Genomic DNA, 12243 nt, shown 5'->3' on the forward strand with positions numbered 1-12243 from the left:
GAGAACCACAGGGGGCGGCCGAATCTCGCCCCTTAGGTATGCCTTACCTTTGCTCCGTGTCCCTGACGCCCACCGCCAAGAGCGCGGAACTCCCCGCCCCCACGGGCCCCCCGGGCACGCGCCCGGCCGTTCGATGGGCCGTACCGGCCGTCCTCGTCGCCGCGCTCACCGTCGTGGGCTGCGCCTCCCTCGCGATCGGCACCAAGGCCGTGCCCCTCGGCGACGTCCTCGCCGCGATCGGCGGCAGCACCGACGGCGACGCGGTCGTCGTACGGGAGTTGCGCATGCCCCGCACCCTCCTCGGGCTGATCGTCGGCCTTGCCCTCGGCGCGGCGGGCGCGGTCGCCCAGGAGATCACCCGCAACCCGCTCGGCGACCCGGGCCTCATCGGCGTGAGCGCCGGCGGGGCGTTCGCCGTGGCGGCGAGCATCGGCCTGCTCGGACTGACGAGTTCGTACGAGTACGTGTGGTTCGCCTTCCTCGGCGGCGCGCTCGCCGGCCTCCTCGCGTACCTGGTCGGCGGCACCGGGTACGGCGGCGCGACCCCCGCCAAACTCGCCCTGGCCGGGGCGGCCGTGACGGTCCTGCTCGAAGCCTTCACCAACACCCTGGTCCTGCTCGACCTGCGCACCCTCGACCAGTACCGCTACTGGGCGATCGGCACCCTCGCCGGACGGGACGCGGCCATCGCCCTCCAGCTCCTGCCGTTCGTGGTCGCCGGCCTGGTCCTCGCGCTCGCCCTCAGCGGCCGGCTCAACGCCCTCGCCCTCGGCGACGACCTCGCCACCACCCTCGGCACCCGGGTCCGCGCCACCCGCGCCCTCGGCGGCCTCGCCGTCGTCCTGCTCACCGGCGCCGCCGTCGCCGCCGCCGGCCCCGTGACCTTCGTCGGCCTGGTCGTCCCCCATGTCGTCCGCGCCTTCACCGGGCCCGACGCCCGCTGGCTGGTGCCCTGTTCGGCCCTGGGCGGGGCCGTGCTCGTGCTTGCCTCGGACGTGATCGGCCGCATGGTGGCACGGCCGGGCGAGCTGGAGGCCGGAGTCGTCACCGCCCTCGTGGGGGCGCCGTTCCTGGCCGTCCTGGTCAAGCGCGGCAAGCTGAAGGAGCACACGCGATGAAGTGGGAGATCGGCCCCTTCGGCATCCGGCTGCGCCCCCGTGTCGCCGTCACCACCGCCGCCCTCGCGCTGGCGGGGTTCGCCGCGCTGGTCGCCTCGGTGTCGCTCGGCACCTTCGCCCTACCCGTCGGCGACGTCCTGGGCGCCCTGTTCGGCACCGGTACGGGCGACGCCGACCTCATCGTCCATCAGCTGCGCCTGCCCCGCGCGCTCACCGCCGTGCTCGTGGGCGCCGCCTTCGGCGTCGCCGGCGCGGTCTACCAGGCCGTCACCCGCAACGCCCTGGCCAGCCCCGATCTGATCGGCATCTCCGCCGGCGCCGGCGCGGGCGCCGTCGGCGCCATCCTCATCGGCGGGGTCACCGCCGCCGGGGCGGGCACCTTCGGCGCCGTACCCCTCGGCGCCCTCGTCGGAGCCCTGGTCACCGCCACCGTGATCTACGCGCTCGCCTGGCGCGGCGGCACGATCACCGGCTACCGCTTCGTCCTCGTCGGCATCGCCGCCCACGGCACGCTCGCCGCGCTCACCCGCTGGATGCTCGTCCGCGCCGACATCGACCAGGCCTCCCGGGCCATGGTGTGGCTCACCGGCAGCCTCAACGGCCGCTCCTACGACCACGTCCGGTGGGTCGGCCTCGCCCTGCTGCTCCTGGTGCCGCTCACGGTCGCCCTGGCCCGCGCGTACCAGCTCCTCCAGTTCGACGACGACACCGCCCTCGGCCTCGGCATCCCCATCGGACGCGCGCGCATCGCCCTGCTGGTCCTGGCCACCTGCCTGGCCGCGCTCGCCACGGCCGCCGCGGGGCCGGTCGCCTTCATCGCCCTGGGCGCGCCCCAGATCGCCCGCCGCCTCGCCGGCACCCCCGGCATCCCGCTGGTCCTCAGCGGACTCGCCGGCGCCGTCCTGCTGCTCCTCACCGACCTCGCCGCCCGCCTGGTCTTCTCCCCGACCGAACTCCCGGTCGGCATCGTCACCGGCGTCGTCGGCGCCCCGTACCTGCTGTTGCTGCTCGCCCGCGCCAACCGGGCCGGAAAGGGAGGCTGACCCCATGACCACCGCGCTGCGCGGCACCGAACTGCGCCTGGCCTACGGCGACCGGATCGTCGCCGAAGGCCTCGACCTGGACATCCCCGCCGGCCGGGTCACCGCCCTCGTCGGGCCCAACGCCTGCGGCAAGTCCACCGCGTTGCGGGCCCTCGCCCGCCTCCTCAAGCCCGAGTCCGGCACCGTCCACCTCGACGGCACGGACACCTCCGAGCTGTCCGCCCGCGAACTCTCCCTCCGGCTCGCCCTCCTGCCGCAGACCCCGTCGGCACCCGACGGCATCACCGTGCGCGACCTGGTCGCCCGCGGCCGCACCCCGCACCAGCGGTGGTGGTGCCAGTGGACCGCGGCCGACGAGGCCGTCGTCGACCGCGCCCTGGAGGCCACCGGCACCGACACCCTGGCCGAACGCTCCCTCGACGAACTCTCCGGCGGCCAGCGCCAGCGCGTCTGGATCGCCATGGCCCTCGCCCAGGACACCCCGGTCCTCCTGCTCGACGAGCCCACCACCTACCTGGACCTCGCCCACCAGGTCGACGTCCTGGAACTCGTCGCCCACCTCAACCGCACCGAGGGCCGCACCGTCGTGATGGTCCTCCACGAACTCAACCTCGCCTGCCGCTACGCCGACCACCTCATCGCCATGCGCGACGGCCGCGTCCTGGCCGCCGGCCCGCCCACGGACATCGTCACCCCCGACCTCGTCCAGGAGGCCTTCGCCCTCCGCGCCACCGTCATCACCTGCCCCGTGGCAGGCACCCCCCTGGTCATCCCGGAAGGCGGCCACCGCACACCCCGCTGACACCCTCCCACCCGCACGCGACGGACCCGCCGACCGGGTCGGCGACAGGGAAGCCCGGCGACTCCCCGGCCGGCAGGGGACCGTTCGGCCCTCCCGCCTCGACACAGTCCGCGCGAGCCTGGAAGGGGACACCGTCAAGGAGGCACCGTGAACGCCGTAGCCCCTCCCCCTCTCGTCGTCAGCGACGTCATGACCCACACCGCCGTGGCGATCGGCCGTGACGCGCCCTACAAGGAGATCGTGGCGCTCATGGACCAGTGGAAGGTGAGTGCCCTCCCCGTCCTGGAGGGGGAAGGGAGGGTCGTGGGGGTGGTCTCGGAGGCGGATCTGCTGCCGAAGGAGGCGTTCCGTGACACGGAACTCGGCCCTGAGCGGGGCGAGGACGCCCTGAAGGCCGTCGCGGTGCGCGCGGGGGACCTCATGTCGAGTCCGGCCGTGACCGTACATGCCGGCGCCTCCTTGGCCGAGGCCGCGCGCATCATGGCCCGCCGGAGGGTGAAGAGGCTCCCCGTCGTCAACGAGATCGGCATGCTGGAGGGGGTCGTGAGCCGGAGCGACCTGCTCAAGGTGTTCCTGCGGGAGGACGGCGCGATAGCGGCGGACATCCGGCGGTCGGTACTCGGCGGGGCAGCCTTCACCGGGCTGGACGTGACCGTGACGGAAGGGGTGGCGACGCTGAGTGGCGCCCTCTCCGACCGCTCTCTGGTGCCGCTGCTGGCGCGCGCCGCCCGTGCCGTGGAGGGGGTCGTCGACGTCCGGATGGAACTGGGTGCCCATGAAGGCGCTTCCTGACGGACAATCCTTGTGGGGGCGGGGAACATCCGTCGAGCACAGGGGTCGCCATGACCGAGCTTCCGGCAACCGGGGAACCCACTCGGGTCTTCCTGGTGGACGACCACGAGGTCGTCCGCCGGGGACTCCGCGACCTGATCGACGACGAGCCCGACCTGCGGGTGGTCGGGGAGGCGTCCACGGCCGACCAGGCCCTGGCCCGGGGGCCCGCGCTGCGCCCGGACGTGGCCGTCCTCGACGTACGGCTGCCCGACGGCGACGGGATCGCCGTGTGCCGCGAGCTGAGGTCGCGGATGCCGGAGCTGGCGTGTCTGATGCTCACCTCGTTCGACGACGAGGACGCGCTGCTCGACGCGATCATGGCCGGGGCGTCGGGGTACGTCCTCAAGCAGATCAAGGGGGCCGATCTCGTGTCGGCGGTACGGACCGTGGCGACGGGGCAGTCGATGCTCGACCCGGCCACCACGGCCCGCCTGATGCGCTCGCTGCGGGACCCCGAGACGGCGCGGCCGCCCGAGGACGAGCGGCTCGCGGCGCTGTCCGAGCGTGAGCGGTCCGTGCTGGATCTGATCGGGGAGGGGCTCACCAACCGGCAGATCGCCAAGCGGCTCTATCTGTCGGAGAAGACCGTCAAGAACCACATCTCGCGGCTGCTCGGCAAGCTGGGGGTGGAGCGGCGGGTGCAGGCGGCCGTGATCGCCGCGCAGGTCCACGAGCACGAGACGGGGACCGGTTAATCCTGCTGCCCGTCGTCCGGGGGGAGCGGGACGCGCCAGGTGAGGCGGGTGCCGCCGCCGGGTTCCGGCGGGGACTGGACGGCGAGGGAGCCACCGAGGCGCTCGGCCCGCTCCGCGAGGTTGCGCAGTCCCCTGTCGACCCGGTCCGGCGGCAGGCCGGCGCCGTCGTCGCCCACCGTCACCTCCAGTGTCCCGTCGTCCGCGAGGACGGCGACCTCCGTCCGGTGGGCACGGGCATGGCGGGCGACGTTGGTGAGGGCTTCGCCGATCACGGCGACCACGTCGTCGGCGATGTCGACGGGCACGTCGGTGTCCAGCAGGCCCTCCATGCGGAGGGCGGGGGCGAAGCCGAGGGTGGCCGCGGCCGAGTCGACCGCGGTGACGACACGGCTTCTGAGTTTCGGCGCCGTGCCGAGGGTGTCGTGTTCCCGGAGGCCGAAAATGGTCGATCGGATGATCTTGATGGTGGCGTCGAGGTCGTCGATCGCCCTGGTCAGCCTGTCCACCGCCTCCGGATGCTCGACGAAGCGCCGGGCGCTCTGCAGGGTCATGCCGGTGGCGAAGAGGCGCTGGATCGCCAGGTCGTGCAGGTCGCGGGCGATGCGGTCGCGGTCCTCCAGCAGGGTGACCTGCTCGGCGTCGCGACGGCGGTCGGCCACTTCGAGGGCGAGGGCCGCCTGGCCCGCGAAGCCCGGGAGGGCCGCGGTGTCAGCTCTCAGGAAGGGCGTGCGCCCACTGCGCCGGGCGAGGATCAGGACACCGCTGAGGCGCTCCTTGGTGCCCACCGTGACCGCCACGGCCGGCCCGAGGCCTTTCCAGCGTTCGGGCTGGACGGTCACCCGCGCGTCGCTGGAGACGTCGGTGGCGGTGACCAGTCCGTCGGTCGCGGCGAGGGCCGCGGCCGCCAGGGTGCCCTCGGTGCTGGGCAGGACGACCCCGCGATGGGTGTCGGCCCCCTCGCCGCGGGCCAGGGAGCCACGGAGCTCGCCGCCCGGGCCGACCAGGTAGAAGACGCCCATGTCCGCCTCGGCGATGTCCACGGCCTGCTCCAGCATCCCGTCCAGGACCTCCGTCTCCCCCGTGCCGGAGAGCAGGGCGCTGGTGAAGTCGGAGCTCGCGGCGAGCCAGCGCTGCCGGCGCCTGCCCTCCTCGTAGAGCCGGGCGTTCTCGATGGCGATGCCGGCGGCCACGGCCAGGGTGGTCACGACGGCCTCGTCCTCGGCGTCGAAGTCGGCTCCGCCGCGCTTCTCGGTGAGGTAGAGGTTGCCGAAGACCTCGTCGCGGACCCGGATGGGAACGCCGAGGAAGGAGTGCATGGGCGGGTGGTACGCCGGAAAGCCGTACGAGGCCGGGTGCTCGGACAGCTCGGTGAGCCGCAGCGGCTCGGGGTTGCGGATGAGTTCACCGAGGATGCCGTGGCCGGAGGGCAGGGCACCGATCCGTGAGCGCAGGTCGTCGTCGATGCCGATGGGGAGGAACTCGGACAGGCGACGGTCCTCGCCGATGACGCCCAGGGCTCCGTACTCGGCGTCGACGAGGGAGACGGCGGCCTCGACGATGCCGCGCAGCACCTGCGGCAGGTCCAGTTCCCGCCCCACGGAGATGACCGCCTCCAGAAGCCCCGCGAGGCGGTCCCGGGTACCCCTCACCTCGTCGATGCGGGCCTGGAGCTCGTCCAGCAGCTCGTCGAGCCTGAGCCTCGGCAGCCTGGCATCCGCAGGTCCGGCACCCTCCCGGCCCATCGGAACCTCCGGTCGCGTCCGGTACGCACGGCGTGCACCGTGCCCGGTTTCACCGTAGTCCCGATCTCTCGTCCGTTCCTGCCGGACCCGGTGGCCTGAAGGCGGTACGGACGGCTCGCGCCACGAGGAATCCGACCGGCGCACACGCCACCGCCAGAGCGATTCCCACGCCTCCGAGCGGGTCCGTGTCGAGGGCGGTACGGAGGAACGGCACGTACAGCGCCGCCAGGGCCAGGAGGGCGGAGGCGAGGACCGCGACGGGGAGGAACGGGTTCTTCCGGGTGAACAGCCGGGCTCGCAGCCCGAGGACGACCCCGAGCTGGGCGGCGAGCAGGGCGAGGAAGAGGACGCTCTGCCAGTCGAGGCCGTGTGCCCGCGCGACCAGCCCCGCGCCGAGGGACGCCGCGGTGACGACCGCGGCGAGGACCGACAGGCGCTGCCAGGCTCCGCCGCCGAGGATGTGCTGGTCCGGAGGGCGCGGCGGACGTCGCATCGTCCCGGGCGACGCCGGTTCGGCGCCCATGGCCACCCCGGTGAGACCGTGGGTGAGGAGGTTGATCCAGAGGATCTGCCCCGCCCGCAGCGGCAGGGGCAGCCCGAGGAGGGGGCCGGCCAGCATCACGAGGATCTCCGCTGCCCCGCCCGCCATCCCGTACACGAGGAAGCGGCGGATGTTGTCGTAGACGCGCCGGCCCTCCTCGACCGCCGACACGACCGTCGAGAGTTCGTCGTCCGTGAGGACGAGGTCGGCGGCCTGACGTGCGACCTCGGTGCCGCGAGCTCCCATGGCGACGCCGATGTCGGCCCGGTGCAGGGCGGGGCCGTCGTTGACGCCGTCGCCGGTCATGGCCGTGACCGCGCCCGCCGCCCGCCAGGCGGCGACGACGTCGAGCTTCTGCTGGGGGTCGGTGCGGGCGAAGACGCGTACGGACGTGAGGTCGGGGACCCGGCCGGCGGCGACGTCCGCTCCGGTGACGACGTGGCCCGCGTGGCCGTCGGTCTCGCCGGTGAGGCCGACGCTGTCCGCCACCGCGCGGGCCGTGGCCGGATGGTCGCCCGTGATGAGGACGGGGGTGATGCCGGCCGCGCGGCAGGAGGCGAGCGTCCGGGCCGCGTGGGGCTTCGGCGGGTCGCTCAGCGCCACGAGGCCGAGAAGCCTCAGCCCCGACTCGGCCGCGGCGACGGGCTCCGGCAGATCGCCGCGTACGCCCGACGCCACGGCGAGCACCCGGTAGCCCTCCCCCGCGAGGTCCGCGGCCGCTTCCCTGGCTTGCGCGACGGTGTCCGCGTCCGCGCTCAGTACCGTCGGGGTGAGGACCGCCTCGGGCGCTCCCTTCAGGCAGACGAGGATCCGTCCCGGGGCCTCCTCGTGCAGGGTGGTCATGCGCTTGCGGAGGCTGTCGAAGGGCGCTTCGCCGATCCGGGGGAGGCCTGCTCTCAGTTCCGGCTCCGGGGGGCATCCCGTCTTGGCCGCCGCCGCGAGGAGGGCGGCTTCCATGGGGTCGCCCACGGCGGTCCAGCGGCTTCCGGGGTCCGTGGCGTCGGGCGGGCGCAGCGTGGCGTCGTTGCAGAGAACGGTCGTCCTCAGCAGCTCCCGTACCGGGGCGAGCTCCTCCGGGGTGGCAGGTCTTCCGGAGACCAGCGCCTGCCCCGCCGGTTCGTAGCCGACGCCCGTGAGTTCCACACACGCCCCGGGTGTCCGGATCCGCTGGACGACCATGCGGCCCTCCGTGAGGGTGCCGGTCTTGTCGGTGGCGAGGACGGACACCGAGCCGAGGGTCTCCACCGCCGGCAGTCGTCTCACCAGTGCGTGGCGGGCGGCCATGCGGCGGGCGCCGAGGGCGAGGGCGAGGGTGACGACGGCGGGGAGCGATTCGGGGACGGCGGCCACGGCAAGGCTGATGGCGGTGACCGCCATGGTGCCGGGCGGAAGGCCGCGTACGAGGCCGAGGGCGAAGACCAGCACGCACAGGGCGAGCGTCACCGCGGCGAGGATCCGGCCGAGAGCGGCGAGGCGGCGTTGCAGCGGGGTCGCCTCGCGCCGGTCGTCGAGCAGGGCGGCGATGCGGCCGAGGGCGCTCCTCGGGCCCGTCGCGGTGACGGTGGCCACGCCTCGGCCGCGTACGACGACGGTTCCCGCGCTCAGAGTGCCGTCGGCGTCCTTGTCCACCGGCACGGATTCCCCGGTGAGCATGGACTCGTCCAGGAGCAGGGCGGACGCCTCGGCGAGCAGGGCGTCGGCGGCGACGATGTCGCCCTCGCCCAGGACCAGGACGTCGCCGACGACGACCTCCGCGGCCGCGACGTCGCGGACCGTGCCGTCCCGCCGCACGCGCGCGTGCGGGGCGCTCAGGGCCGACAGGGCGGCGACGGCGTTGTCCGCGCGGACCTCCTGGACGACACCGACGGTGGTGTTCACGACGACGACCAGGCCGATGACGATCGCGTCGGGGTGGTCCCCGATCGCCAGGGTCAGCGCGACGGCACCGAGCAGCACCATGATCAGCGGGTCTCGGAGCTGGGCGAGGACCCGGCTGTACAGCCGTACGGGCCGGCGGGCGGCCACCTCGTTGGGCCCGTCGGCGGCGAGCCGCCGGGCCGCCTCCGCCCCGGTGAGTCCTGTCGCCGGGGAGGGCGGGGCGGTGCTGGCGGTGGCCGGCGTCGTCATGGCGCGTGCTCAGCCGGTGGGGACGGTGATCACGGGGCAGTGGGCGCGGTGCAGCAGCCCGTGGACGACGGAGCCGACGCGCATGCCGGTGTAGCCGCCCCGGCCCCGGCGGCCGACGACGACGGCCAGGGCGTGCTCGGCGGCGTCCGCGAGCAGTTCGACGGGCGAGCCGATGAGCACCTCGTGGGTGAGGCGGACGTCGGGGTACTTCTCCGCCCATCCGGCGGTGGTCTCCGAGAGGAGCCGGCGTTCGGCGTGGAACAGGGTGTCCCCGGTGTGGACGGTAAAGACGGGCGGCTGCCAGACCGCGACGGCCCGCAGGGCGCAACGCCTGAGGTCGGCCTCCTCGAAGGCGAAGGCGAGGGCCGCCCGGGACGATTCGCTGCCGTCGACGCCGACGACGAGGTACGGCGGGTCCTGGGTGATGTGCTCGGCGTCGCCGACCACGGCCACCGGGCAGCGGGCCTGGGCGGTGACCGGGATGACGAGGGAACCGGCGCTGAGGAACTCCTCGGTGCGGCTCAGGTGGCGGGAGCCGAGGACGGCCATGGCGGCCCGCTGTGCCAGGCCTGCCATCACGGCCGCCGGGAAGCCGTCGACGAGCGCGGAACCGACCCGTACGTCCGGCTGCCTGGCCCTGACCCAGTCGGCCGCCGCGCGCAGGGCGTCCTTGCCGCGTTGCGTCCTGGCCTGGTGACGGGGCGTGTCGTCGGCGTGCCGGGGGTCGTGCGGGGGTGGTACGGCGACGACGAGGCGGAGGGCGAGCCCTCGGCGGAGGGCCTCGTCGGCGGCCCAGGCCAGGGCGACGCGCCCTTCGCGGACGGGGTCGATCCCGACGACGATCTCGCGGTGTTCCGGGATGGTGCTCATGAGGTGCTCCCGTGTCCGGGTCCGTGCCGGGGGACGAGTTCCACCGGGCAGTGGGCGTGTCGCGGCAGGGCGAGCGTGGTCCGGCCCAGGGTCGGCCCCGGGTGTCCGGGGCCGCGGCGGCCACCGACGACCAGGAGAGCGGCGTCACGGCCCGCTTCGGCGGGGGCCGCGGGCACACGGGGGTTCTTCACGCCCTCGCTCTCGACCTTCAGGTCCGGGAACCCCTCACCCAGGAGTCCGGTCGTCCGGGACCGCACGAGCACGTGGTCGGCGACCGGGTCGCAGGGGCGTGCACGCGGTACCGTCCGCTCGCCCCGTGACCGCGCCGTTCTCCGCACGCGCAGAAGCCGGAGCGGCCGCTGTCGCCCCGGTGCCGCATGGGCAGCCGCTCGGGCGCGGCCGAGGCCGCGTTCGTCCCGTATCCCCGCCGGCACGACGCCCCGGTGCTCGGCCCCGGCGTGTCCTCGCACCACGATCACGGTCGTGCCGCTCAGGGCGGCGGACGGAGCGCCGTCGGATCCGTCGACACCGACGGCGACACTTCCAAGGCACAAGAGGCGCGGGAGTCGCGGGGCTGCGGCCATGGCTCCTCCTTGCCGGGTTCGTGAGGACTGCTCTTCGACCCTCGCACCCGGGGCCCGGAGAACCCGAGGGCCTCTGGGGGCACAGGTGGGGCCAAAGGTCCCCTGCGGCGGCGAGGCGGAACCGGCAGGGGCCCGGTCGGGCCCTCGGGTGGACCGTTCGGCCCCTCGCCGACGCGCACCGGCACGGCGGACGGTGGTGGCGTAGGAACCCACCCGCCGACGACCCCACGGGAGGACCGCGATGAAGCACCTCAAGGTCGGCGGCCTGATGACCGACGACGTGATCTCCGCCCGACCCGACATGTCGTTCCGGGACGTGGCGAAGCTCCTCGCCGAGCACGACATCAGCGGGCTGCCCGTCGTGGACGCCGACGACCACGTCGTCGGCGTGGTCTCCGAGAGCGACCTGCCGGCCCGCAGGGCTCCGACCGCACGGGGCGTGATGAGCGCTCCGGCCGTCACGGTGCACGCCGAGGAGGCGGCTGCGGACGCGGCCCGGCTCATGGTGCGTCGCGGTGTCGAACGCCTGCCCGTGGTCGACGAGGAGGAGCGGCTGGTGGGCATCGTCACCCGTCGCGACCTGCTTCGCGTCTTCCTCCGCCCGGACGCCGAGATCAGGCGGCGCATCCGCGAGGAGGTCCTCGCGGATGCCATGGATCTGCCGGCCGACGCGGTCGACGTGCACGTCCTGGACGGTGTGGTGACCCTCGGCGGACGGGTCCGGCTGCGGAGTCAGGCCGTGATGCTCCGACGTCTCGCCGAGCGCGTGGAAGGCGTGGTCGCCGTCGTGGACCGACTGTCCGCACGCGACGACGGAGCCCGCGTCCAGGCCCGGCCCACGCTGTCGGCCCACGACTTCTCGTGATGACCGCCCCCGCACAGACAGGACGTACCGTGTCCCCCACCGCTCTTCTCCCCCGTCCCCTCGTCACCTCGCTGGTGGAGGAAGCCGTTCTGGCGCCGTCGATGCACAACGCCCAGCCGTGGAGGTTCGTGCACCGGGAGGCGTCCGGCGTTCTCGGACTCCACGGCGACCCGACCCGCGGCATGCCCCGCCAGGACCCCGTCCACCGAGCCCTTCACATCGGCTGTGGCGCCGCCCTGCTCGGGTTGCGGGTGGCCGCGGAGCACCGGGGCCTGCGCCCCGACGTCCGTCTCCTGCCCGCACCCGACGACCCCTGGCACTTCGCCGACGTCCGGTTCGAAGGCCCCGCGGAGGCCGCCGGCGATCTGGGCGTGCTGCATCCCGCCCTGGCGCGACGGCACACCAGCCGCTTCCCGTTCACCGAGGAACCGGTCCCGGCCGAACTGCTCGACGGTCTCTGCGCCGCCGCGCGGCTGGAGGGCTGCCGTCTGGTCGTCCCCGGCGACTGGCACACCGACACCGTCATGGGTCTCGTCCACGCCTCCGAGCTGTTCGAGGCCGCCGACGATGCCGTGCGCGCCGAGATCGCGGCCTGGACGCGTACGGGAGCGGCCGGCGAAGGGACCAGCGCCGACGGCATCCCCGCCTATGCCTTCGGTCCCCGCCAGTACGACGTGACCGCGCCCGTCCGGGACTTCGGTGCCCCCGGCCACATGCCCGGCCGTCCTTCGGCACGCTTCGAGAAGACACCGCAGATCGCCCTGCTCGGAACCGCCGCGGACACGCCGGAATCGTGGCTGATGGCCGGCCAGGCCCTGCAGCGGGTCCTGCTCCAGGCCACCCTCGACGGGCTCGCCACCTCTCTCATGTCGCAGCCCCTGGAATGGCCGGAACTCCGCTTCGACGCCCGGGACCCCCTCTCGGCCGTCGGTTACGTCCACGTGATCGTCCGCCTGGGCTACGGACCTGCCGGCCGGGCGACACCCCGACGGGCCGTCTCGGACGTCCTCGCCTTCGCCTGA

10 protein-coding genes are annotated in these 12243 nt (G+C 74.2%); 7 read left to right on the forward strand and 3 right to left on the reverse strand.

Annotation, left to right across the window (positions count from 1 at the left end):
* Positions 1-56 precede the first annotated feature (56 nt).
* From HHL19_RS21495 to HHL19_RS21515, 5 genes are all read left to right on the forward strand, one after another.
* Positions 57-1118, forward strand: a complete 1062-nt coding sequence (locus HHL19_RS21495; RefSeq protein WP_346768328.1) for an iron ABC transporter permease — start codon at positions 57-59, stop codon at positions 1116-1118.
* Positions 1115-2161 carry an iron chelate uptake ABC transporter family permease subunit gene (locus HHL19_RS21500; RefSeq protein WP_169091904.1) on the forward strand — a complete coding sequence of 349 codons (1047 nt, stop codon included), beginning with the start codon at positions 1115-1117 and terminating at the stop codon, positions 2159-2161. The genes HHL19_RS21495 and HHL19_RS21500 overlap by 4 nt, the downstream gene beginning before the upstream one ends.
* A 4-nt stretch (positions 2162-2165) precedes the next feature.
* Entirely contained in the window at positions 2166-2963 is a 798-nt protein-coding gene (locus tag HHL19_RS21505; RefSeq protein ID WP_169091905.1) for an ABC transporter ATP-binding protein, read from the forward strand.
* 189 nt (positions 2964-3152) lie between these two features.
* Positions 3153-3755, forward strand: a complete 603-nt coding sequence (locus tag HHL19_RS21510; protein WP_169091996.1) for a CBS domain-containing protein — start codon at positions 3153-3155, stop codon at positions 3753-3755.
* Between the two features lie 50 nt (positions 3756-3805).
* The gene (locus HHL19_RS21515) at positions 3806-4492 is read left to right on the forward strand and encodes a response regulator transcription factor (RefSeq protein WP_169091906.1); all 687 of its coding nucleotides are present in this window, start codon (positions 3806-3808) and stop codon (positions 4490-4492) included.
* Here HHL19_RS21515 and HHL19_RS21520 read toward each other — a convergent pair.
* Genes HHL19_RS21520 through HHL19_RS21530 form a run of 3 tightly spaced genes read right to left on the reverse strand, consistent with a single transcriptional unit; the run spans position 4489 to position 9772 of the window.
* Positions 4489-6234: a GAF domain-containing sensor histidine kinase gene (locus HHL19_RS21520; protein ID WP_169091907.1), complete on the reverse strand. Its 1746-nt coding sequence runs from the start codon at positions 6232-6234 to the stop codon at positions 4489-4491. The two genes, HHL19_RS21515 and HHL19_RS21520, sit on opposite strands and share 4 nt — an antisense overlap.
* A 49-nt stretch (positions 6235-6283) precedes the next feature.
* On the reverse strand, positions 6284-8902 hold the full coding sequence (locus tag HHL19_RS21525; RefSeq protein WP_169091908.1) for an HAD-IC family P-type ATPase: 2619 nt from the start codon (positions 8900-8902) through the stop codon (positions 6284-6286).
* 9 nt (positions 8903-8911) lie between these two features.
* The gene (locus tag HHL19_RS21530) at positions 8912-9772 is read right to left on the reverse strand and encodes a universal stress protein (RefSeq protein ID WP_169091909.1); all 861 of its coding nucleotides are present in this window, start codon (positions 9770-9772) and stop codon (positions 8912-8914) included.
* An 825-nt stretch (positions 9773-10597) separates the two neighbouring features.
* Between HHL19_RS21530 and HHL19_RS21535 the strand changes: the two genes are divergently transcribed.
* Together HHL19_RS21535 and HHL19_RS21540 are read left to right on the forward strand one after the other, a co-directional pair.
* Positions 10598-11221 carry a CBS domain-containing protein gene (locus tag HHL19_RS21535; protein ID WP_169091910.1) on the forward strand — a complete coding sequence of 208 codons (624 nt, stop codon included), beginning with the start codon at positions 10598-10600 and terminating at the stop codon, positions 11219-11221.
* A 29-nt stretch (positions 11222-11250) separates the two neighbouring features.
* Positions 11251-12243, forward strand: coding sequence for a nitroreductase family protein (locus HHL19_RS21540; protein ID WP_346768329.1), 993 nt, complete (start codon positions 11251-11253; stop codon positions 12241-12243).

The sequence above is a fragment of the Streptomyces sp. R302 genome, from assembly GCF_012927245.1.
Lineage (GTDB): Bacteria > Actinomycetota > Actinomycetes > Streptomycetales > Streptomycetaceae > Streptomyces.